Origin of the sequence: Streptomyces araujoniae (assembly GCF_050871195.1) — a bacterium.
GTDB classification, from domain to species: Bacteria; Actinomycetota; Actinomycetes; order Streptomycetales; family Streptomycetaceae; genus Streptomyces; species Streptomyces bacillaris.
In genome coordinates, this window is the sequence record NZ_CP194070.1 from 6,262,978 (window position 1) to 6,285,547 (window position 22,570).

Below are 22,570 nucleotides of genomic sequence, written 5' to 3' on the forward strand. Positions count from 1 at the left end.
CCCGACCGCCGCACCCCGGCCGCCGCCCCTGGGCCGGGGGTGGTGCTCCGGGGCGCGCGGGTGCGGGCGACCGGGCCGCGTGACGCCGTACGGGACGGGGTGCCCCGATCCCGTACGCGACGGTGCGCGCGACGCCGTGCGGGGCGGTGGGGTGCGCGGAGCCGGACGCGACGGGCCGCGCCGGCCGGGCGGCCGGGACGTGCCGGAGCCCGGGCCGTCACTCCTCGCCGCGCCGGGAGCCGTTGCGGCCCCGGAGGCGCGTCACCACGTACCAGGCCAGGGCCAGCACCGCCACGCCGAGCACGATCTTGGACATGACACCGACGTACGTCCCGACCACGTCCCAGCTGTCCCCGAGCCAGTAACCCGCCAGCACCAGCACGGTGTTCCACACCAGGCTGCCCACCGTCGTCAGTGCCACGAACACCGGCAGCGGCATGCGCTCGACACCCGCGGGTACGGAGATCAGGCTCCGGAAGACCGGCACCATGCGGCCCAGCAGGACCGCCTTGGTGCCGTGCCGCGCGAACCACTCCTCCGTACGCACCAGATCGGAGGCCTTGACCAGCGGCAGCTTGGCCCACAGGGCGTGCATCCGCTCCCGGCCGAACACGGCCCCGAGCCCGTACAGCGCGACCGCCCCCACGACCGAGCCGAGCGTCGTCCAGAACAGCGCGGAGGCCAGGCCGAGCACCCCCTGCGCCACGGCGAACCCGGTCAGCGGCAGGATGATCTCGCTCGGCAGCGGCGGGAACAGGTTCTCCAGGGCGATGGCGAACCCCGCCCCCGGCCCGCCGAACGTCTCGACCAGCCCGGTGGCCCACCCCGCGATGCCTCCCTGGGGCCCCTCTGCGGCGGCGACGGCTGACAGTGCGAGGTGCATGGGCTCTCCGGCGTGGGGGGCATGGGGCGCTCGGGGTGTGCGGCGCTCGGGGCGGGGGCGCGCGGAGGGGATTGGCCGCGTCCTGCCGCCATCCTCTCCCAGCCGTGACCGGGCACCGCCGACCGGGGCCGGTGACGGGGGCGCGGAGCCGTTTCCCGGGGCGGCTGTGCGAGGCTGGCGGCGGTCCGGCACGCCGCCGGCGACCGCGTTCCCGGGAAGCGCGGAGCCCGGCGCCGGACGGATGAGGAGAGGCACGTGGCCAGGGACGCCCGGTGGGACGCGCTGCTGGAACTGGTCGGCAGGCACGGCAGGGTGGAGGTCGAGGAGGCGGCGGCCGCGCTCGCCGTGTCGGCCGCGACCATCCGCCGCGACCTGGACCAGCTCGCGGAGCAGCACCTGCTCACCCGCACCCGGGGCGGGGCGGTCGCGCACGGGGTCTCGTACGAGCTGGCGCTCCGCTACAAGACCGGCCGCCACGCCCCCGAGAAGCAGGCGATCGGCCGCGCGGTCTCCGAACTCGTCGCCGTCGGCGAGGTGGTCGGCCTGACCGGCGGTACGACGGTGACCGAGGTGGCCCGGGCGCTGGCGGTCCGCCCCGATGTCGTCGGTGAGACGGCGGGCGCGGGCGGGCCGCCGACGCTCACCGTCGTGACCAACGCGCTGAACATCGCGAGCGAGCTGGCGATCCGGCCGCAGATCAAGATGGTCGTCACGGGCGGGGTCGCCAGGCCGCAGTCGTACGAACTGACCGGTCCGCTCGCCGTCGGGGTGATGAACGAGATCACGCTCGACATCGCCGTCCTCGGGGTCAACGCCATCGACCTCGAACGCGGCGCCTACGTCCACCACGAGGGCGAGGCGAGCGTCAACCGGCTTCTCGCGGAACGGGCCCAGCGCGTGGTGGTGGCGGCCGACTCCTCGAAGATCGGCAGGCGTGCCTTCGCCCGGGTCTGCGACTTCGGGCGGATCGACGTCCTGGTCACCGACTCCCGTGTCCCGGCGGCCGCGAAGGAACGGCTCGGTGAGGCGGGGGTCCAGGTCGTGACGGTGTGAGCGCGGCCCGCGGTCCGGTGCGGGAGCGACCCGATCCGGCCCTTCGCCGTGTCGCTGGTACGCCGAACGGGTGAGGGAGGAGAGGATTGACCGATGAACAGTGAGTGCAGCCGGCGCGGACCCGCCCGGCTCGACGACGGGGTGGCCCTGTGAGCAGGTATGACAGGTACGACAGATATGACGCCACCGACGAACAGTGGGAGGGGCTGGCCCAGGTCGTACCCCTGCGCGGCCGTGACGAGTGGCCGTCCCGGATCGACCACCGCACGGTCCCGGACGAACGCGCGGCCGAGCAGCGCCGCCTGGTGGTGCTGCGGGTGCAGGTCTTCGCGGACGCCCGCGAGGTCGCGGAGTACCTGGTCGCCCAGGTGCCGGTGCTGCTGGACCTGACGGCGGCGGAGACGGACGTGGCCAAGCGGATTCTCGACTTCAGCAGCGGTGTGGTCTTCGGGCTCGGCAGCGGTATGCACCGCGTCGACCGGAACGTCTTCCTCCTGGCCCCGGAGGGCATGGAGGTCGAAGGGGTCACGCCCGCGGGCCTCACCCAGGCGTAGCGCCGGGCTCCCCGCTCTGCGGCCCCCGACCGCCGTGGCCCCGCCCCGGACGCCCCTGCGGGCGTCCGGGGCGGCGGTGGTAGACCTGGGGCCGTGACGGAACTCGATGTGACAGAACTCCAGCGCCGGCTGGTCGCGTTCGCGGCGGCCCGGGACTGGGGGCAGTACCACACCCCGAAGAACCTGGCGGCGGCCCTGAGCGTCGAAGCCTCCGAACTGCTGGAGATCTTCCAGTGGCTGACGCCCGAACAGTCCGCGCGGATCATGGACGAGCCCGGGGCGGCGCATCGCGTGACCGACGAGGTCGCCGATGTGCTCGCCTATCTCCTTCAGTTCTGCGCGGAGTTGGGCATCGACCCGCTGCGGGCGCTGGCCGCCAAGATCGAACGGAACGAGGAGCGCTTCCCCGTCCCGGGCGCCGCTCCGGCCTCCGCTCCGGACCCGGTCCCGGACCCTCCGGATACCCGGGATCGTCACTCTTCGGAGTGATCAAGTTATCCACAATCGATTTTGTGTCCACAGATTTCCGATTTCCTCTGGCCTTCCGGTGCCATCTACCTCACTGTGGGTAATGAAAGAGGAGAGCAGGGTTGTGTGACGGCCGGCACGACGGGGGAGACCTGGCATGGAAGCGGAGCGACTCATCGAGAGCGGGCGGCGGGCCCTGGCGGAGAGCCGGGGCGCGCTGGAGGTCATGGCGGAGGCCTGGCAGGCACAGGCCCTCGCGCGGACGGTCGGCAGCCGGCTGGCGCTGCTCGGCCCGATGGAGTTACGGGGGGAGGCGCGGGCCCTCGGCGAGATCGACGGCGGGTGCGCGGCGCCGGACCATCCGGCGGCCCTCGGCCGGGGCGCCCGGGCGGCGCAGCTCTCCGGGATCACCGATGTGCGGGCGGCCCTGACGGGCCTGGCGCTGCTCCTCGGGGAGGCGGGCATCGCGCTCGTCTCGGTGGCCTGCGACACGGGGGAGGACGGTCTCTACTGGCAGTGCATCGAGGCCATGGACGCCGCCGACGAGTCGCTGGACCGGGTGCACGGGCTGCTCAGACGGCTGGGCGAGCGGGAGAGGGAGCGCGACGGCCCCTACGGCGGGATACGCGGCCCGGCCCCGTCGGCGGCGGGGTCCTGAGGGAGGGGCGCCACCGAAAGGGGCAGGATGGGGGGCATGGATCTTCGCATCTTCACCGAGCCCCAGCAAGGGGCCGACTACGACACCCTGCTGACCGTCGCCAAGGCCACCGAGGACCTCGGCTTCGACGCCTTCTACCGCTCCGACCACTATCTCCGCATGGGCTCCGGCGACGGCCTGCCCGGACCGACCGACGCCTGGATCACCCTGGCCGGTCTCGCCCGTGAGACCAAGCGGATCCGGCTCGGCACCCTGATGACGGCGGGCACCTTCCGACTGCCCGGCGTGCTCGCCATCCAGGTGGCACAGGTGGACCGGATGTCCGGCGGCCGGGTCGAACTGGGCCTGGGCGCGGGCTGGTTCGAGGAGGAGCACAAGGCCTACGGCATCCCGTTCCCGAAGGAGAAGTTCGGCCGGTTGGAGGAGCAGCTGGCGATCGTCACCGGTCTCTGGGCGACGGAGATCGGCAGGACCTTCAGCTACGACGGCACCTACTACCAGCTCACCGACTCGCCCGCGCTCCCGAAGCCGGCCCAGCCCAAGGTGCCCATCCTGATCGGCGGCCACGGCGCGACCCGCACGCCGCGCCTCGCCGCACAGTACGCGGACGAGTTCAACATCCCCTTCGCCTCGCTGGAGGACAGCGAGAAGCAGTTCGGCCGGGTCCGGGCGGCGGCCAAGGCGTTCGGACGCGAGCCGGACGACCTGGTGTACTCCAACGCCCTGGTCGTCTGCACCGGCAAGGACGACGCGGAGGTGGCCCGGCGGGCGGCGGCCATCGGCCGGGACGTGGAGGAGCTGAAGGCCAACGGGCTGGCCGGGTCGCCCGCCGAGGTGGTCGACAAGATCGGCCGGTACGCGGAGATCGGCTCGTCCCGGATCTACCTCCAGGTCCTCGACCTGGCCGACCTGGACCACCTGGAGCTGATCTCCTCGCAGATCCAGTCCCAGCTGAACTGAGACCGCTCCCGGCCGGACCGGCACCGCGTCCGGCCCCGGGAAGGGATGAGGAGGAGGCGACATGAGTTCCGGCCGTACGGTGGCCGAAGCGCTGGCGGAGGGACCCGTCCTGCTGGACGGCGGGCTCTCCAACCAGCTGGAGGCCCAGGGGTGCGACCTCTCCGACGCGCTCTGGTCGGCCCGGCTGCTGGCCGACGCACCGGAACAGATCGAGGCCGCCCACCTGGCGTATCTGCGGGCCGGCGCACAGGTGCTCATCACCTCCGGCTACCAGGCCACGTTCGAGGGGTTCGCGCACCGGGGGATCGGGCCGGAGCGGGCCCGGGCGCTGCTCGCCCGCAGCGTGGAGCTGGCCCGGCGGGCGGCCGGTGCCTCCCGCCGGGCCGGTCCCGGGAGGGAGGTGTGGGTCGCCGCCTCGGTCGGGCCGTACGGGGCGATGCTCGCGGACGGCAGCGAGTACCGGGGGCGGTACGGGCTCTCCGTCCGGGAGCTGGAGCGGTTCCACCGCCCCCGGATGGCGGCGTTCGCGGAGGCGGGGCCGGACGTGCTGGCGCTGGAGACGGTGCCGGACGTCGACGAGGCCGAGGCGGTGGTGCGGGTGGCTGAGGAGACCGGTCTGCCGTACTGGCTCTCGTACAGCGTGGCGGGCGGCCGGACCCGGGCCGGGCAGCCGTTGGAGGAGGCGTTCGCGGTGGCCGCCGGGCGGGACCGGGCGGTGGCAGTCGGGGTCAACTGCTGCGACCCGGCCGAGGCGGAGGAGGCGGTGCGGGTGGCGGCGGAGGTGACCGGCAAGCCGGTCGTGGTCTACCCGAACAGCGGGGAGGGCTGGGACGCGGCGGGCCGGGGGTGGACGGGGCGGTCCACCTTCGCCCCGGAGCGGGTGCGGGCCTGGACGGGGGCCGGGGCGCGGCTGGTCGGCGGCTGCTGCCGGGTGGGCCCGGACCGGATCGGGGAACTGGCGGCGCTGCTGGGCGCAGGGGCCGGGGGCCGGGCCGGCTGACGGGCACGGTGCCGACCGGACGCCGGACGCCGGGCGCCGGGCTCCTGAACCGGCGCCCGGCGCCCGGCGCGCGGAGAGAGAGTGGCGGGGCCGCCGAGGGCGTGGTGTGGGGCCCGGCGGAGTCGAAATTGCCTGGTGGGGGACGGGAGGTGAGGACCATACTCGGACAGGTGTTCCTGACGATCAGTACGACCGGCACCCCAGAACGTCCCGCCACGGACCTCGGCTTCCTGCTGCACAAGCATCCCGACCGGGCGCAGACGTTCTCCACCTCGCACGGCACCGCGCACGTCTTCTACCCCGAGGCGTCCGCCGAGCGCTGCACGGCCGCACTCCTGCTGGAGGTGGATCCGGTGGCGCTGGTGCGGCGCGGCAAGGGCAAGGGCCGGGGCGGGGCGCCCGACGCGGCGCTCGCGCAGTACGTCAACGACCGCCCCTACGCGGCCTCCTCGCTGCTCTCGGTCGCCCTGTCCGCCGTCTTCAAGTCCGCGCTGGCCGGAGTCTGCCGGGCTCTGCCCGAGCGGGCCGAAGCTCCGCTGCCGCTGAGGATCGAGGTGCCCGCGCTCCCCGCCCGGGGCGGTGCGGAGCTGGTGCGCAAGCTGTTCGTGCCGCTCGGCTGGGAGCTGGTCGACGCCACGGCCGTACCGCTGGACGAACAGTTCCCCGCGTGGGGCGACTCGCGTTACGTACGGCTGGTGCTGGAGGGGGAGTTGCGGCTGGCCGACGCCCTGCGCCAGCTCTACGTCCTGCTGCCGGTGCTCGACGACGCCAAGCACTACTGGGTCGCGCCCGACGAGGTGGACAAGCTGCTGCGGGCCGGGGAGGGCTGGCTGGCCGACCACCCCGAGCGGCCCCTGATCACCCGGCGCTACCTCTCCCACCGCTGGGGGCTGACCCGCCAGGCCGACCAGGCCCTGGAGCTGGTCCGGCTCGCGGAGTCGGACGACCTGGACGTGGAGAGTGTCGACAACGCGGTGGACGAGAGCACCGACACCGAGGAGAAGCCGGTTCCGCTCGCCGAGCACCGCCGCACCGCGATCCTCGAAGAGCTGCGCACGGCCGGTGCCCGCCGGGTGCTCGACCTGGGCTGCGGCCAGGGCCAGTTGGTGCAGGCGCTCCTCAAGGACGTGGAGTTCACCGAGATCGTGGGCGTCGACGTCTCCATGCGCGCCCTGACCATCGCCTCGCGCCGGCTGAAGCTGGACCGGATGGGGGAGCGCCAGGCGGCCCGGGTCACGCTCCGGCAGGGCTCCCTCACCTATACGGACAAGCGGCTCAAGGGGTACGACGCCGCCGTGCTCAGCGAGGTGATCGAGCACGTCGACCTGGACCGGCTGCCCGCCCTGGAGTACGCGGTCTTCGGCTCGGCCCGCCCGCGCACGGTCCTCGTGACCACGCCCAACGTCGAGTACAACGTCCGCTGGGAGACCCTCCCGGCCGGGCACGCGCGCCACGGCGACCACCGGTTCGAGTGGACCAGGGCCGAGTTCCGCGCCTGGGCCGGGAAGGTGGCCGAGCGCCACGGCTACACCGTCGCGCAGCTGCCCGTCGGCCCGGACGACCCGGAGGTCGGTCCGCCCACCCAGCTGGCCGTCTTCACCCTGACCGACACCTCGCACGACCGGACGACCGAGAAGAAGAAGGAGGCGGAAGCCGCATGACGAACAACCACGACAGCGACACCAGCACCGCCGCCGGCGCCGCCCCCCGCACCCTGCCCGTGCCCGACCTCTCCCTCGTCGTCCTCGTCGGCGCCAGCGGATCGGGCAAGTCCACCTTCGCCCGCAGGCACTTCAAGCCCACCGAGATCGTCTCCTCGGACTTCTGCCGGGGCCTGGTCGCCGACGACGAGAACGACCAGAGCGCCAGCGGCGACGCCTTCGACGTGCTGCACTACATCGCGGGCAAGCGCCTGGCCGCCGGGCGGCTCACCGTCGTCGACGCCACCAGCGTCCAGTCCGAGAGCCGCAAGCAGCTCGTCCGGCTGGCCCGCGAGCACGACGTGCTGCCCGTCGCCGTCGTCCTCGACCTCCCCGAGGAGGTCTGCCTCGCCCGCAACGCCGCCCGCCCCGACCGCGCGGACATGCCCCGCCATGTCGTCCAGCGCCACCGCCGTGAGCTGCGCCGCTCCCTGCGCGGCCTGGAGCGCGAGGGCTTCCGCAAGGTGCACATCCTGCGCACCGAGGAGGAGGCCGAGAGCGCCGAAGTGGTCCTGGAGCGCCGCTACAACGACCTGCGCCACCTCACCGGCCCCTTCGACATCATCGGTGACATCCACGGCTGCCGCTCCGAGCTGGACACCCTGCTCGGCAAGCTGGGCTACGTGGACGGCGCCCACCCCGAGGGGCGTACGGCCGTCTTCGTCGGTGACCTGGTCGACCGGGGCCCGGACAGCCCGGGAGTGCTGCGCCGCGTGATGTCCATGGTGGCGGCGGGCACCGCCCTCTGCGTCCCCGGCAACCACGAGAACAAGCTGGGCCGTTATCTCGCGGGCCGCAAGGTCCAGCGGACCCACGGCCTGGCGGAGACCATCGAGCAGCTGGAGCGGGAGGACGCCGAGCACCCCGAGTTCCGGCAGCGGGTCCGGGAGTTCATCGACGGTCTGGTCAGCCACTACGTCCTGGACGGCGGCGACCTGGTGGTCTGCCACGCCGGGCTGCCCGAGAAGTACCACGGCCGCACCTCCGGCCGGGTCCGCTCGCACGCGCTGTACGGGGACACCACCGGCGAGACCGACGAGTTCGGCCTGCCCGTGCGCTACCCGTGGGCCGAGGAGTACCGGGGCCGCGCCGCCGTGGTCTACGGCCACACCCCCGTGCCCGCCACCTCCTGGATCAACAACACCATCTGCCTGGACACCGGCGTCGTCTTCGGCGGGAGGATGACCGCGCTGCGCTGGCCGGAGCGCGAACTCGTCGACGTACCGGCCGAGAAGGTCTGGTACGAGCCCGCCAGGCCGCTGTCGACCGAGGCGCCCGGAGGCCGGGAGGGCAGGCCGCTGGACCTCGCGGACGTGCGGGGCCGCAGGGTCGTGGAGACCCGGCACATGGGCCGGATCGCCGTGCGCGAGGAGAACGCGGCCGCCGCGCTCGAAGTGATGAGCCGGTTCGCCGTCGACCCGCGGCTCCTGCCGTACCTCCCGCCCACCATGGCGCCCACCGCTACCTCCCGCGAGGACGGCTTCCTGGAGCACCCGGCCGAGGCGTTCGCGCAGTACGCGGCGGACGGCGTCGAGCGGGTCGTGTGCGAGGAGAAGCACATGGGCTCCCGGGCCGTCGCCCTGGTCTGCCGGGACGCGGCCGCCGCCACCGCCCGCTTCGGCACGGACGGCCCGGCCGGCGCCCTCTACACCCGCACCGGCCGCCCCTTCCTCGACGACCAGGCCCTGACCGGAGGCGTCCTGGACCGGCTCCGTGCGGCGGTCACCGCCGCCGGGCTCTGGGAGGAGTGGGGGACCGACTGGGTGCTGCTCGACGCCGAGCTGATGCCCTGGTCGCTCAAGGCCGGTGGGCTGCTGCGCTCGCAGTACGCGGCGGTCGGCGCGGCCTCCGGCGCGGTCTTCCCGCCCGCGCTCGCCGCCCTGGAGACGGCCGCCGCGCGCGGCGTCGACCTCGGGGAGCTGGCCGGACGGCAGCAGGGCCGGGCGACGGACGCGGCCGCGTTCACGGAGGCGTACCGGCGCTACTGCTGGACCACCGAAGGGCTGGACGGGGTCCGGATCGCCCCGTTCCAGATCCTCGCCGTCCAGGGCCGCTCGCTGGCCGCCGTCCCCCATGACGAGCAGCTGGCCTGGCTGGACCGCCTGGTCGAGCACGACCCGACCGGGCTGCTCCGGACCACCCGCCGGCTCGTCGTGGACCCGGCCGACGAGGCGTCCGTCCGCGCGGGCACCGACTGGTGGCTGGAGCTGACCGGGCGCGGCGGCGAGGGCATGGTCGTCAAGCCGCTCGGCGCCCTGGTCCGGGACGCCAAGGGCCGGCTCGTCCAGCCGGGCGTCAAGGTGCGCGGCCGGGAGTACCTGCGGATCATCTATGGCCCCGAGTACACCCGCCCGGAGAATCTGGAGCGGCTGCGCTCCCGCTTCCTCGGCCACAAGCGCTCGCTGGCGCTGCGGGAGTACGCGCTCGGCCTGGAGGCGCTGGACCGGCTGGCGGAAGGGGAGCCGCTGTGGCGGGTCCACGAGGCGGTCTTCGCCGTCCTGGCCCTGGAATCGGAGCCGGTCGACCCCCGGCTCTGAGAGCCGCGCCAACCCGTGGGCGGTTCGCGGGTCTGAATGGTGCTCCGCCCGGTGAGGATGAAGTCATGGGATTCCATGTCGACTCCGAAGCCGGGCGGCTGCGCCGCGTCATACTGCACCGCCCCGATCTGGAACTGAAGCGGCTGACCCCCCGCAACAAGGACGCGCTCCTCTTCGACGACGTGCTCTGGGTGCGCCGGGCCCGGCAGGAGCACGACGGGTTCGCCGACGTCCTGCGCGACCGGGGGGTGGAGGTGCACCTCTTCGGCGACCTCCTCCAGGAGTCCCTGGACATCCCCGTCGCGAGGCGGCTCGTGCTCGACCGGGTCTTCGACGAGAAGGAGTACGGGCCGCTCGCCACCGAGCATCTGCGCGCCGCCTTCGAGGAGCTGCCCTCGGCGGAGCTGGCGGAGGCGCTGGTCGGCGGGATGACCAAGCGGGAGTTCCTGGAGCGGCACAGCGAGCCGACCTCCGTCCGCTTCCATGTGATGGACCTGGACGACTTCCTGCTCGGCCCGCTGCCCAACCACCTCTTCACCCGGGACACCTCCGCCTGGATCTACGACGGGGTCTCCATCAACGCGATGCGCTGGCCCGCCCGGCAGCGCGAGACCGTGCACTTCGAGGCGATCTACCGCCACCACCCGCTCTTCACCGGCCCGGAGGCCGGGGTCTTCCACCACTGGTCGGAGGGGCAGGACGACTACCCGTCCACGATCGAGGGCGGTGACGTCCTCGTCATCGGACAGGGGGCCGTCCTCATCGGGATGAGCGAGCGCACCACCCCGCAGGCGGTGGAGATGCTGGCGCGCGGTCTCTTCGACGCCGGTTCCGCGCGCACGATCGTGGCGCTCGACATGCCCAAGGCCCGGGCCTTCATGCACCTGGACACGGTGATGACGATGGTCGACGGCGACACCTTCACCCAGTACGCGGGGCTTGGAATGCTCCGCTCGTACACGATCGAGCCGGGCAGCGGCCCCCGGGAGCTGAAGGTCACCGACCATCCGCCCGAGCACATGCACCGGGCCATCGCCGCCGCCCTCGGCCTCGACTCCATCCGGGTCCTCACCGCCATCCAGGACGTGCACGCGGCCGAGCGCGAGCAGTGGGACGACGGCTGCAACGTGCTGGCGGTCGAGCCGGGCGTCGTCGTCGCGTACGAGCGGAACGCGACCACCAACACCTATCTGCGCAAGGAGGGCATCGAGGTCATCGAGATCCGGGGCAGCGAGCTGGGCCGGGGGAGGGGCGGACCGCGCTGCATGAGCTGTCCGGTCGTGCGGGACCCTGTGTAGCACCGGCGCTTTCGGGACAGAGGGCGGCGATTTCCGGACCGAGAGGGCTGTATATTGATGCAGGTGATCGTATAGACTTCCAATGCTGTCCGCCGCCCCCCGGAGGATCCGCGGACCCGTGGATCCCGCGGACATCCCCGTCCCACCCCTGGAGCAGTCACCATGGCCATCGACCTCACCGGCCGCCCCTTCCTCAAGGAGCTGGACTTCACCGCCGAGGAGTTCCTCGGCCTGGTCGCGCTGGCCGGTGAGCTGAAGGCGGCCAAGAAGGCCGGGGCCGAGGTGCAGCGGCTGCGCGGGAAGAACGTCGCGCTGATCTTCGAGAAGACCTCGACCCGGACGCGCTGCGCGTTCGAGGTCGCCGCCGCCGACCAGGGCGCCTCCACCACCTACCTGGACCCCTCCGGCTCCCAGATGGGCCACAAGGAGTCGGTGAAGGACACCGCCCGGGTGCTCGGCCGGATGTACGACGGCATCGAGTACCGGGGCGACAGCCAGCAGGTGGTCGAGGAGCTGGCCGCGTACGGCGGGGTCCCGGTCTTCAACGGGCTCACCGACGACTGGCACCCCACCCAGATGCTGGCCGACGTGCTGACCATGACCGAGCACAGCGGGAAGCCCGTCGCCGGACTGGCCTTCGCCTACCTCGGGGACGCCCGCTTCAACATGGGCAACTCCTACCTGATCACCGGCGCCCTGCTCGGCCTGGACATCCGGATCGTCGCCCCCGAGATGTACTGGCCGGCCCCCTCCGTCGTCGCCCAGGCGGAGAAGCTCGCCGCCGTCAGCGGGGCGAAGGTCACGCTCACCACCGACGTCACCGAGGGGGTCCGGGGCGCCGACTTCGTCGCCACGGACGTCTGGGTCTCGATGGGGGAACCCAAGGAGGTCTGGGACGAGCGCATCGCCGCCCTCGCCCCGTACGCGGTGACGATGGACGTCCTGCGGGCCACCGGCAACCCGGACGTCAAGTTCCTGCACTGCCTGCCCGCCTTCCACGACCTCGGCACCCAGGTCGGCCGGGACGTCCACGCCGCCCACGGCCTCACCGAGCTGGAGGTCACCGACGAGGTCTTCGAGTCGGCGCACTCCGTCGTCTTCGACCAGGCCGAGAACCGGATGCACACGATCAAGGCCGTCCTGGTGGCCACGCTGGCGGGCCCGTAGCCACACCGGTACACGGCGGGGATTCGCATGCTCATACACCCGATTGGGTGAACATGCGCGGAGGTGGCTACCATGTCGCCTCTTGGTGGGGTTCGGGCTCTGGCGCCCGGACCCCTTTCCCGTGCCGCCTCCGCGCGGACGGGGCCGTCCCCCCACTGCACCACCAGAGAAGAGAACGTCCCGTATGAGCCCCGGCCTGCCGAACTCCGGCACCCCGAAGCGCACCGGCCCCTCCCCGACCGGTCCGCGCCGCAAGAGCCCCGCCCGGCTCATCGCCGAGTCCGGCGGCGACCTGGAGGGCCACGGCCTCAAGCGGACGATGGGCCTCTTCCAGCTCGTCTGCTTCGGCGTCGGGGCCATCGTCGGCACCGGCATCTTCGTCGGCCTCTCGGACACCGTCTCCGAGGCCGGGCCCGCCGTCGTCATCTCGTTCGTCCTGGCCGCGATCACCTGCATCTTCACCGCCTTCTCCTTCGCGGAGCTGGGCAGCGCGATCCCGGTCTCCGGAAGCTCGTACTCCTTCGCGTACGCGGCCCTCGGCGAGCGCACGGCGTTCCTCGTCGGCTGGTGCCTGATGCTGGAGTACGGCGTCTCGGTCTCCGCCGTCGCGGTGGGGTGGAGCCAGTACGTCAACGAGCTGCTGAACAGCCTGATCGGCTGGCAGCTGCCCGCCGCCGTCTCCGCCGGTCCCGGCGACGGCGGGGTGATCAACCTCCCGGCGGTCGTCGTGATCGCCATGGCCGCCGCCCTGCTGGTGCGCGGCGTCCGGGAGAGCGCGGGCGCGACCGCCGCCATGGCGGTCCTGAAGATCGGCATCCTGCTGGCGTTCTGCGCGATCGCCTTCACCGCGTTCCAGGACGACAACCTGGTGCCGTTCGCCGGTCACGGGCTCGGCGGGATCACGGCCGGTGCCTCGCTGGCGTTCTTCTCGTACATCGGCTTCGACGCCATCACCACCGCCGGCGAGGAGGTCAAGAACCCCCGCCGGAACATCCCCGTCGCCATTCTGATCTGCATCGGCGTCGTCACGCTGCTCTACTGCGCGGTGGCGCTCTCCGCCATCGGCGCACTCGGCGCGGACGCCGTCTCGGACAGGCCCGCGGCCCTCTCGCTGGTCGTCAACCAGGTCACCGACTCCGCCGTGGGCGGGGGCATCATCGCCTTCGGCGCGGTCGTCGCCATCGCCTCGGTGGTGCTCGCCGTGATGTACGGGCAGACCCGCATCCTGATGTCGATGTCCCGCGACGGGCTGATTCCGCGGGTCTTCGAGCGGGTGTCGCCCCGGACCCACACCCCGGTCGCCAACACCTGGATCGTGGCCTGCGTCTTCGCCGTACCGGCCGCCTTCGCCTCGCTGGACGTCGTCGTCAACCTGACGACCATCGGCACCCTCGCGACCATGGTCGCGGTCAACGTGGCCGTCGTGGTGCTGCGCCGCCGCAACCCGGAGCTGGAGCGGACCTTCCGGGTGCCGCTGTACCCGGTGAGCCCGGTGCTCGGCGTCGCGTTCTGCCTGTACCTGATGTACGGGACCGGCTGGACGACCTGGCTCCAGTTCGCGGTCTTCCTCGCCGCCGGATCGCTGCTCTACACCTGCTACGGGCGCAAGCGGTCCCGGCTGGTCAGCTCTCCGGCGACGGCCCCGGCTGGGACGGTATCGCCGGAAGCGTGAACCAGACGGCCTTGCCGTGCTCCGTGGTGCGGTGACCGCAGGCGGAGCTGAGGGTCCGGATCAGCAGCAGACCGCGCCCGTGCTCCTGCCAGGGGTCCACCTCGAACCCCGGCCGGGGCCGGGAGAGGTCGCCGGGCGGCGCCGGGTCGTGGTCGTGCACCTCGACCTGGCAGCCGGTCGGCAGCAGCTCCACGACCAGCTCGATCGGCTCGCTGCTCACCGTGTGCTCGACCGCGTTGGCCACCAGCTCGGCCGTCAGCAGCTCGGCGGTGTCGCTGTCCGCCGGGGCGTCGATGTCCGACAGGGCGGTACGCACCAGGGCGCGGGCGATCGGCACGGCTGCCGTGGAGTGCGGCAGGGCGATGCGCCAGGAGGCGGGAGCGGGGGGATCGGGCGGCACGGCGGGGTTCCGTTCGGGAGCTGGTCTTCCTTGTAGCGGGACTTCTCGACTCATCGGGGTCACTCGACTCGTCATCGGGGTCACTCGACCGGTCATCGGGGTCTCCCGGCTCGGCGTCGGGCTCCGACGGCCTGGTGTCGGGGTTTCTCGACTCATCGGCATCGCGTATCGAGACTTCCTGGGGACTTCCTGGGGTCAACCTTACGAACCGCACCGCCCCGGCCATAGAGCCGGTCGGCCGGTGCAAACAGGACTTTCGCCACAACGGTCTCACGGCTTGTCTATTGCGACCTCGTGACGACAGTCACGTACGAGTGATAACTTCGGTGGTGGAACGCGCCCCGCGCCCGGTCGGCAACCCGCCCGAATGCTGAAGGGAACCCCTTCATGAGTTCGTATCCCAGCTCCGCCCCGCGCGTGGAGGAGTGGCGCCACATCCGGGTCATCCGGGACGACGGTGTGGTGACCGTCACACTGGACCGGCCCGAGAAGCTCAACGCCCTCACCTTCGGTGCCTACGCCGATCTCCGCGACCTCCTCGCCGAGCTGACCCGGGAACGCTCCGCCCGTGCCCTCGTCCTCGCCGGTGAGGGGCGCGGCTTCTGCTCCGGCGGCGACGTGGACGAGATCATCGGCGCCACCCTCGCCATGGACACCGCCGCGATCCTGGAGTTCAACCGGATGACCGGCCAGGTCGTACGGGCCCTGCGCGAATGCCCCTTCCCCGTCGTCGCGGCCCTCCACGGGGCCGCCGCCGGGGCCGGAGCCGTGCTGGCCCTCGCCGCCGACTTCAGGGTCGCCGACCCCACCGCCCGCTTCGCCTTCCTCTTCACCCGGGTCGGCCTCTCCGGCGGCGACATGGGCGCGGCCTATCTGCTGCCCCGGGTCGTCGGCCTCGGCCACGCCACCCGGCTGCTGATGCTCGGGGACGCCGTCCGGGCCCCCGAGGCCGAGCGGATCGGGCTCATCAGCGAGCTGACCGAGGAGGGGCGGGCCGACGCCCGCGCCGCCGAGCTGGCCCGCCGCCTCGCGGACGGCCCCGCGCTCGCCCTCGCCCAGACCAAGGCGCTGCTCACCGCCGAGCTGGACATGCCGCTCGCCGCCTCCGTCGAGCTGGACGCCAACACCCAGGCGCTCCTCATGCACGGCGAGGACTACGCGGAGTTCCACGCCGCCTTCACCGAGAAGCGGCCCCCGAAATGGCGGGGGAGGTAGCCGTGGCGGGCAGCGGATCGTCCGTGCGGCGCATCGCGGTCATCGGCGGCGGACCCGGCGGGCTCTACGCCGCCGCCCTCCTCAAGCGGCTCGACCCGGCCCGCACGGTCACGGTGTACGAGCGCAACGCCCCCGACGACACCTTCGGCTTCGGCGTCGTCCTCTCCGACGAGACCCTCGGCGGCATCGAGCACGCCGACCCGGAGGTCTACCGCGCCCTCAGCCGTGAGTTCGTCCGCTGGGACACCATCGACATCGTCCACCGCTCCCGGACCCACACCTCCGGCGGCCACGGCTTCGCCGCCCTGGGCCGCCGCCGGCTGCTGGAGATCCTGCACGAGCGCTGCACCGCCCTCGGCGTCGACCTCCGCTTCCGCGCCGAGGCCCCGCCCGCCGCCGAGCTGGCCGCCGGCCACGACCTGGTGATCGCCGCCGACGGGGTCAACAGCGTGACCCGCCGGGCCCACGCCGATGTCTTCGGCCCCTCCCTCACCGAGCACCGCAACCGCTACATCTGGCTCGCCGCCGACTTCGCCCTCGACGCCTTCCGCTTCGAGATCGCCGAAACCCCCTACGGCGTCATGCAGTTGCACGGCTATCCCTACGCCGACGACGCCTCCACCGTCATCGTCGAGATGCGCGAGGAGGTCTGGCGGGCCGCCGGACTCGACAGCCGCGACCCGGCCGAATCCACCGCCCGCTGCGCCAAGTTCTTCACCGAGGCCCTGGACGGCCGGCCCCTGCGCTCCAACAGGTCCAGCTGGATCGCCTTCCGTACGGTCACCAACTCCCGCTGGTCGCACGGGAACACGGTCCTCATCGGAGACGCCGCCCACACCGCGCACTTCTCCATCGGCTCCGGCACCAAACTCGCCGTCGAGGACGCCCTCGCGCTCGCCGCCTGCATCGAGGAACAGCCGGACCTGACGACCGCGTTGACGGCGTACGAGGCCGAGCGCCGCCCGGTCGTCGCCTCCACCCAGCGGGCGGCGGCGGCCAGTCTGCGCTGGTTCGAGGAGCTGGCCACCTACGTCGACCAGTCGCCCCGGCGCTTCGCGTTCAACCTCCTCACCCGCAGCCGCCGGGTCACCCACGACAACCTGCGGCTGCGCGACGCCTCGTTCACCGCCGCCGTGGAGGAGGAGTTCGGCTGCCCGCCCGGCACCCCGCCGATGTTCACCCCCTTCCGGCTGCGCGGTCTGGAGCTGCGCAACCGGGTCGTCGTCTCGCCCATGGACATGTACTCGGCCACCGACGGGCTCCCCGCGGACTTCCATCTGGTCCACCTCGGCGCCCGCGCCCTCGGCGGCGCCGGGCTCACCATGACCGAGATGGTCTGCGTCAGCCCCGAGGGCCGCATCACCCCCGGCTGCACCGGCCTGTGGACCGACGAACAGGCCACCGCCTGGCGGCGGATCACCGACTTCGTCCACACCTCCGCCCCCGGCGCGGCCATCGGCGTCCAGCTCGGCCACTCCGGCCGCAAGGGCTCCACCAGGCTCATGTGGGAGGGCATCGACCAGCCCCTGGAGACCGGCAACTGGCCCGTGTCGGCCGCCTCCCCGCTCCCTTACCGGCCGGGCGTCAACCAGGTCCCGCGCGAGCTGGACCAGGCTGAACTGGCGGCCATCCGTGACCAGTTCGTCCAGGCGGCCCGCCGAGCGGCCACCGCCGGGTTCGACCTCCTCGAACTCCACTGCGCACACGGCTACCTGCTCTCCGGCTTCCTCTCCCCGCTCACCAACCACCGCACCGACGGCTACGGCGGCTCGCCGGCCAACCGGCTCCGCTTCCCCCTCGAAGTCTTCGACGCGGTCCGCGAGGTCTGGCCCGCCGAGCGGCCGATGACCGTCCGCATCTCCGCCACGGACTGGGCCGAGGGCGGCACGGACGCGGCCGACGCAGTGGAGACCGCCCGCGCCTTCGCCGCCCACGGGGCCGACGCCATCGACGTCTCCACCGGCCAGGTGGTGCCCGAGGAGCGCCCCGAGTACGGCCGCTCGTACCAGACCCCGTACGCCGACCGGATCCGCAACACCGTCGGCGTCCCCGTCATCGCCGTCGGCGCCATCTCCTCCTGGGACGACGTCAACTCCCTGCTCCTCGCGGGCCGCGCCGACCTCTGCGCCCTGGCCCGCCCGCACCTCTACGACCCCCACTGGACCCTCCACGCGGCGGCCGAACAGGGCTACACCGGCCCGGGCGCCCGCTGGCCCCTCCCGTACGGCGCGGGCAGCCGCACCCCGCCGACCGGCCGCACGGACGCCCCGAAGCCCCGGCTCAGGCTGGGGTGACGCGCCCGGGTGCGCCCGCCAGGGACCCCGGGCCCGTCACACCATGGCGACCGCCCCGTCCGTCCCGCGCCCCAGGCCGGGCACCGCACCGGCGGTGCGCTCACGACCGGACGAACCGCTCCCCGGCGTCCCGCAGCCGCTCGTGCAGCTTGCCGAAGACCTCCGCCGCCCGCCCGCCCGGCCACCCCTCCGGCAGCAGTTCCTCCGGCAGCCCCGGGTCGGCGTAGGGGAGCTGGCGCCAGGAGTCCAGGGCCAGCAGGTAGTCCCGGTAGGCGTCCTGCGGGCGCGGGCCCTCCTCGGTGGCGGGGGCCGCCTCCCACTCCCTCAGTACCGGCTCGTGCAACTCCAGGAAGTCCCGGTGGAGCCGGGCCACCGCGTCCAGGTCCCACCAGCGGGCCACCGACTCCCGGGTCGCGGCGAACCCCAGATGGTCGCCGCGGAACAGATCCACGTACGGGGCCAGCTCCAGCCGTTCCAGGGTGTGCCGGGTCTCCTCGTAGAGCCCGGCCGGGGCGATCCACACCCCCGGGGCCGCCGTGCCGAAGCCGAGCCGGGCCAGCCGGGAGCGCAGCAGATGGCGCTTGCTCCGCTCGGCCTCGGGCACCGAGAAGACCGCCAGCACCCACCCGTCGGCCAGCCGGTGCGCCGGACGGTCGTAGATCCGCCCGTCCCCGTCGTCGAGCAGCTGACGGGCGTCCGGCGACAGGGCGTACCCCGCCGAGCCGTCCGCCGCCCGCGCCGCGACCAGCAGCCCGCGCCGCTTCAGCCGCGAGACGCAGGAGCGTACGGAAGGGGCGTCGACGCCCACGGCGTGGAGCAGGCGGATCAGCTCCGACACCGGGAACGGGGCGTGGTCGGCCGGCCGACCGTAGGCGCCGTAGAGCGTGACGATCAGGGAACGGGGGGTGCGCAGCTCGGCCACGTGATCACTCTAGGGCCTGTCGTCAAACTGCCGTCGTCGCCCGAAGGGCGGCCGTGCGGCGTCCGGTGCGTGCGATCGCAAGGCGCCGGGATGGTCTTGTAGCGGAGCTACCAGGGCATCTCGGCAACGCCGCGAGCGTGCGTGCCGGGCGTCGCACGGCAGGCGACAGTTTGACGACAGGCCCTAGGGGGAGTCCTCCCGGAGCAGGAAGCGCTGGAGTTTGCCGGTCGCGGTGCGGGGGAGCGACTGTTCGAAGACGAAGGCGCGCGGGCATTTGTGCGGGGCCAGACTGGCCTTCATATGGGCGCGCAGCGAGTCCGCGGTCTGCTCCGAGCCCTCCGCCAGCACCACGTGCGCCACCACGATCTCCCCGCGGAGTTCGTCCGACCGGCCGACCACCGCCGCCTCCGCGACCTCCGGATGGCGCAGCAGGGCGTCCTCCACCTCGGGGCCCGCGATGTTGTAGCCCGAGGAGATGATCATGTCATCGGCGCGGGCCACGTAACGGAAGTAGCCGTCCGGTTCGCGGACGAAGGTGTCGCCCGTCAGATTCCAGCCGTGCCGGACGTACTGCGTCTGCCGGGGGTCGGAGAGATAGCGGCAGCCGACCGGTCCGCGCACGGCGAGCAGCCCCGGTTCGCCGTCGGGCAGCTCCTCGCCCTGTTCGTCGACCACCCTGGCCTGCCAGCCGGGGACGGGGAGGCCCACGGTGCCGGGGCGGATGGCGTCGTCGGCGGCGGAGATGAAGATGTGCAGCAGTTCGGTGGCGCCGATGCCGTTGATGATGCGCAGCCCGGTCGCCTCCTGCCAGGCGTGCCAGGTGGCGGCCGGCAGGTTCTCCCCGGCCGAGACGCAGCGGCGCAGCGCGGAGAGGTCGTGGCCGTCCAGCTCACCGAGCATCGTGCGGTAGGCGGTCGGTGCCGTGAAGAGGACCGAGACCCGGTGGCGTTCCAGCGCGGGCAGCAGCTGCCGCGGCCCGGCCTGTTCCAGCAGCAGCGTCGAGGCCCCGGCCCGCAGCGGGAAGACCAGCAGCCCGCCGAGGCCGAAGGTGAAGCCGAGCGGCGGGCTGCCCGCGAACACGTCGTCGGGGACGGGCCGCAGGATCTCGCGGGAGAAGGTGTCCGCGACGGCCAGCAGATCCCGGTGCAGATGCATGCAGCCCTTGGGCTGCCCGGTGGTCCCCGAGGTGAACGCGATCAGGGCGACCTCGTCGGCGGCCGTGTCGACCGCCCGGTACGGGCCGGAGCCCGCGTGCGCGGCCGCCAGCCGGGTCAGGTCCCCGGGGTCCTCGCCGCCGTACAACGTGGTCCGCATCCCCTTCACGTCCGCCTCGGCCAGATCTGCGGCCGACCGCGCGTCGCACAGGGCGTGACTCACCCGGGCGAGGGAGCAGATGGTGGCCAGTTCGCCCGCCCGGGCCTGCGCCAGGACGGTCACGGCGACCGCGCCCGCCTTCATGACGGCGAGCCAGCAGGCGGCCAGCCACGGGGTGGTGGGCCCGCGCAGCAGCACCCGGTTGCCGGGCACCACGCCCAGTTCGCCGGTCAGGACGTGCGCGACGCGGTCCACGGTCTCCCGCAGCTCCCCGTAGCTCCAGACGCTCCCGTCGCCCGCGTGCAGCGCGGGGCGGTCGGGCCCCCGCTCCTCGACCGTGCGGTCGAGCAGCTCATGACCGCAGTTGAGCCGATCGGGGTACTGCGGCCCAGGCGGGCCGAGGAGGAGCCGTGGCCACTGGTCCGGCGGTGGCAGGTGGTCGCGCGTGAACGTGTCGGTGTGCGCGCCGGGGACGCGTACGGACGCGTCGGCGGCGGCGGGCGTGTGCGGCGTGCTCTCCGGCGTGCTCGAGGAATTCGGCTCCATGAAGGATCGCCCCCTTGTCGCTTCTGGAGCGTATCGTTTGGGTGACGGTAGTCAACGGTCCGCGATAAGACGGTTCCGCGGCAAGACGTGGACGCGACAGGACGCAGACGCGAAATGACCAGAGAAGCGACAAGAGAGGCGCCGCCATGACGGCATTCTCCCTCGAACCGGAACAGACCGCCTGGTGCGAGGAGCTGCGCACCCTCGCCGAGGAACGGCTCCGTCCGCTGGCGGAGAAGGGGGAGCCCGGACGAGTCAACCGCCCGCTGCTGGCCGCCCTCGGCGAGCTGGGCCTGCTGGACCGGATGTTCGGTTCCGGCGCGCTGGAGCTGTGCCTGCTGCGGGAGTCGCTGGCCCGGGGGTGCACCGAGGCCGAGACCGCGCTGGCCCTCCAGGGGCTCGGCACCACACCGGTCCTCCGGGCCGGCACCCCCGCCCAGCGCGAGCGCTGGCTCCCGGACGTCCGGGCGGGCCGGGCCGTCGCCGCCTTCGCCCTGAGCGAGCCGGGCGCGGGCTCGGACGCCGGGGCGCTCTCCCTGGCCGCCGAGCCCACCCCCGGCGGCTGGCGGCTCACCGGCGAGAAGTGCTGGATCTCCAACGCCCCCGAGGCCGACTTCGCCACCGTCTTCGCCCGCACCACCCCGGGCGCCGGATCGCGCGGCATCACCGCCTTCCTGGTCCCCGCCGACCGCCCCGGACTCACCGGCCAGCCCCTCGACATGCTCTCCCCGCACCCCATCGGCACCCTGGAGTTCGACGGCGTACCGGTCACCGCCGACGACGTCCTCGGTGAGCCCGACCGGGGCTTCCGGGTCGCCATGGACACCCTCAACCTCTTCCGCCCCAGCGTCGGCGCCTTCGCCGTGGGGATGGCCCGTGCCGCCCTGGACGCCACCGTCGCCCACACGGCCCGCCGCACCGCGTTCGGCGGCCCTCTCGGCGACCTCCAGGCCGTCTCCCACCAGGTGGCCGAGATGGCCACCCGCACCGAGGCCGCCCGCCTCCTGGTGTTCGCGGCGGCGGCGGCGTACGACGCGGGGGAGAGCGGGGTGCCGCGCCGCGCCGCGATGGCCAAGCTGTACGCCACCGAGACCGCGCAGTACGTCGTCGACACCGCCGTCCAGCTGCACGGCGCCCGGGCCCTGCGCCGCGGCCATCTGCTCGAACACCTCTACCGCGAGGTCCGCGCGCCCCGGATCTACGAGGGGGCCAGCGAGGTGCAGCGCGCCATCATCGCCAAGGAGCTGTACACGGCGGAGGCCCGGCGGGCCCCCGTCCAGGAGTCCGCGGCCGACCCCCGTACCCAGGAGCCCGAGGAGCCGACCGCATGAGCCCGTCCCACCGGATCAACCCGGCCGAACTCTCCCCGCCCACCGGCTTCTCGCACGCCGTCGTCGCCACCGGGGGCCATCTGGTCTTCCTGGCCGGGCAGACCGCCCTCGACGCGGACGGCAAGGTCGTCGGCGCCACCCTGCCCGACCAGTTCGCCACCGCGCTCACCAATCTGCTCACCGCCCTCCAGGCCGCGGGCGGCGCCCCCGCCGACCTGGCCCGCGTCACCGTGTACGCCACCGACGTCGCCGACTACCGCGCCCACGCCCCCGAACTGGGCCGGATCTGGCGCAGGCTCGCGGGGCGGGACTACCCGGCGATGGCGGTCATCGGGGTGGCCCGGCTCTGGGACGAACAGGCGATGGTCGAGATCGACGGGATCGCCGTACTGCCCTGAGGCGGTCGCCGCCCGGCCCCGCCGTGTCCGCCGGGGCCGGGCGGCGGTCCGGACTCCAGGTCCCGACTCCAGGTCCCGACGCCGGGGCCGGGTCACGGTCCGGACTCCGGGTGGAAATGCCGAAACAACGACCCCGTAAAGAAACCGTCAAGAAGGTCACGTTAGGCTCTCGGGGTGCGGCACCACATGGAACACCTCCA

At 73.2% G+C, this 22,570-nt stretch carries 19 protein-coding genes; 15 read left to right on the forward strand and 4 right to left on the reverse strand.

The genetic code is table 11. From position 1 onward, the window contains the following. Nucleotides 1-217 precede the first annotated feature (217 nt). Complete coding sequence (locus ACQ9ZG_RS26835; RefSeq protein ID WP_018491769.1) at nt 218-883, reverse strand: DedA family protein; 666 nt, start codon at nt 881-883, stop codon at nt 218-220. 255 nt (nt 884-1,138) lie between these two features. Between ACQ9ZG_RS26835 and ACQ9ZG_RS26840 the strand changes: the two genes are divergently transcribed. From ACQ9ZG_RS26840 to ACQ9ZG_RS26890, 11 genes are all read left to right on the forward strand, one after another. Next, entirely contained in the window at nt 1,139-1,936 is a 798-nt protein-coding gene (locus ACQ9ZG_RS26840; RefSeq protein WP_028418027.1) for a DeoR/GlpR family DNA-binding transcription regulator, read from the forward strand. Between the two features lie 149 nt (nt 1,937-2,085). Next, nucleotides 2,086-2,490 (forward strand): cell division protein SepF, encoded by a 405-nt coding sequence (locus ACQ9ZG_RS26845; protein ID WP_018491767.1) that lies wholly within the window; start codon nt 2,086-2,088, stop codon nt 2,488-2,490. A 93-nt stretch (nt 2,491-2,583) separates the two neighbouring features. Continuing rightward, nucleotides 2,584-2,979 carry a nucleotide pyrophosphohydrolase gene (locus ACQ9ZG_RS26850; RefSeq protein WP_109914002.1) on the forward strand — a complete coding sequence of 132 codons (396 nt, stop codon included), beginning with the start codon at nt 2,584-2,586 and terminating at the stop codon, nt 2,977-2,979. Nucleotides 2,980-3,115: 136 nt separating this feature from the next. Continuing rightward, nucleotides 3,116-3,616, forward strand: a complete 501-nt coding sequence (locus ACQ9ZG_RS26855; protein WP_028418029.1) for a DUF6099 family protein — start codon at nt 3,116-3,118, stop codon at nt 3,614-3,616. A gap of 36 nt (nt 3,617-3,652) precedes the next feature. Beyond that, a complete protein-coding gene (locus ACQ9ZG_RS26860) occupies nt 3,653-4,576 on the forward strand; it encodes an LLM class F420-dependent oxidoreductase (RefSeq protein ID WP_109914051.1) in 924 nt (307 codons plus the stop codon). A gap of 61 nt (nt 4,577-4,637) precedes the next feature. Continuing rightward, complete coding sequence (mmuM, locus tag ACQ9ZG_RS26865; RefSeq protein ID WP_018491763.1) at nt 4,638-5,576, forward strand: homocysteine S-methyltransferase; 939 nt, start codon at nt 4,638-4,640, stop codon at nt 5,574-5,576. A 170-nt stretch (nt 5,577-5,746) separates the two neighbouring features. Continuing rightward, nucleotides 5,747-7,237 (forward strand): 3' terminal RNA ribose 2'-O-methyltransferase Hen1, encoded by a 1,491-nt coding sequence (locus ACQ9ZG_RS26870; protein ID WP_109917063.1) that lies wholly within the window; start codon nt 5,747-5,749, stop codon nt 7,235-7,237. Further along, nucleotides 7,234-9,813 carry a polynucleotide kinase-phosphatase gene (locus ACQ9ZG_RS26875; protein ID WP_499281303.1) on the forward strand — a complete coding sequence of 860 codons (2,580 nt, stop codon included), beginning with the start codon at nt 7,234-7,236 and terminating at the stop codon, nt 9,811-9,813. Before ACQ9ZG_RS26870 ends, ACQ9ZG_RS26875 begins: the two co-directional genes overlap by 4 nt. Before the next feature lie 65 nt (nt 9,814-9,878). After that, the gene (locus ACQ9ZG_RS26880) at nt 9,879-11,111 is read left to right on the forward strand and encodes an arginine deiminase (RefSeq protein WP_109915943.1); all 1,233 of its coding nucleotides are present in this window, start codon (nt 9,879-9,881) and stop codon (nt 11,109-11,111) included. A 162-nt stretch (nt 11,112-11,273) separates the two neighbouring features. Further along, complete coding sequence (argF, locus tag ACQ9ZG_RS26885) at nt 11,274-12,278, forward strand: ornithine carbamoyltransferase (RefSeq protein WP_109915941.1); 1,005 nt, start codon at nt 11,274-11,276, stop codon at nt 12,276-12,278. A gap of 184 nt (nt 12,279-12,462) precedes the next feature. After that, nucleotides 12,463-13,950, forward strand: a complete 1,488-nt coding sequence (locus ACQ9ZG_RS26890; protein WP_109915939.1) for an amino acid permease — start codon at nt 12,463-12,465, stop codon at nt 13,948-13,950. On the opposite strand, the gene ACQ9ZG_RS26895 is transcribed toward ACQ9ZG_RS26890, so the two are convergent. Then, nucleotides 13,901-14,350, reverse strand: a complete 450-nt coding sequence (locus ACQ9ZG_RS26895) for an ATP-binding protein (RefSeq protein WP_018491756.1) — start codon at nt 14,348-14,350, stop codon at nt 13,901-13,903. The genes ACQ9ZG_RS26890 and ACQ9ZG_RS26895 overlap by 50 nt on opposite strands. A 387-nt stretch (nt 14,351-14,737) precedes the next feature. Here ACQ9ZG_RS26895 and ACQ9ZG_RS26900 point away from each other — a divergent pair, with 387 nt between their 5' ends. Both ACQ9ZG_RS26900 and ACQ9ZG_RS26905 read left to right on the forward strand, forming a co-directional pair. Further along, the gene (locus ACQ9ZG_RS26900) at nt 14,738-15,565 is read left to right on the forward strand and encodes an enoyl-CoA hydratase family protein (RefSeq protein ID WP_499281304.1); all 828 of its coding nucleotides are present in this window, start codon (nt 14,738-14,740) and stop codon (nt 15,563-15,565) included. Continuing rightward, nucleotides 15,550-17,859: a bifunctional salicylyl-CoA 5-hydroxylase/oxidoreductase gene (locus tag ACQ9ZG_RS26905; RefSeq protein WP_499281305.1), complete on the forward strand. Its 2,310-nt coding sequence runs from the start codon at nt 15,550-15,552 to the stop codon at nt 17,857-17,859. The genes ACQ9ZG_RS26900 and ACQ9ZG_RS26905 overlap by 16 nt, the downstream gene beginning before the upstream one ends. A gap of 100 nt (nt 17,860-17,959) precedes the next feature. Here ACQ9ZG_RS26905 and ACQ9ZG_RS26910 read toward each other — a convergent pair whose 3' ends face one another. Next, complete coding sequence (locus ACQ9ZG_RS26910; protein WP_028418039.1) at nt 17,960-18,781, reverse strand: PaaX family transcriptional regulator; 822 nt, start codon at nt 18,779-18,781, stop codon at nt 17,960-17,962. A gap of 183 nt (nt 18,782-18,964) precedes the next feature. Next, nucleotides 18,965-20,641 (reverse strand): AMP-binding protein, encoded by a 1,677-nt coding sequence (locus ACQ9ZG_RS26915; RefSeq protein WP_109917200.1) that lies wholly within the window; start codon nt 20,639-20,641, stop codon nt 18,965-18,967. 146 nt (nt 20,642-20,787) lie between these two features. Between ACQ9ZG_RS26915 and ACQ9ZG_RS26920 the strand changes: the two genes are divergently transcribed. Beyond that, on the forward strand, nt 20,788-21,972 hold the full coding sequence (locus ACQ9ZG_RS26920; protein ID WP_499281306.1) for an acyl-CoA dehydrogenase family protein: 1,185 nt from the start codon (nt 20,788-20,790) through the stop codon (nt 21,970-21,972). Further along, nucleotides 21,969-22,370: a RidA family protein gene (locus tag ACQ9ZG_RS26925; RefSeq protein WP_018491749.1), complete on the forward strand. Its 402-nt coding sequence runs from the start codon at nt 21,969-21,971 to the stop codon at nt 22,368-22,370. Before ACQ9ZG_RS26920 ends, ACQ9ZG_RS26925 begins: the two co-directional genes overlap by 4 nt. The last annotated feature ends 200 nt before the right edge of the window (nt 22,371-22,570 follow it).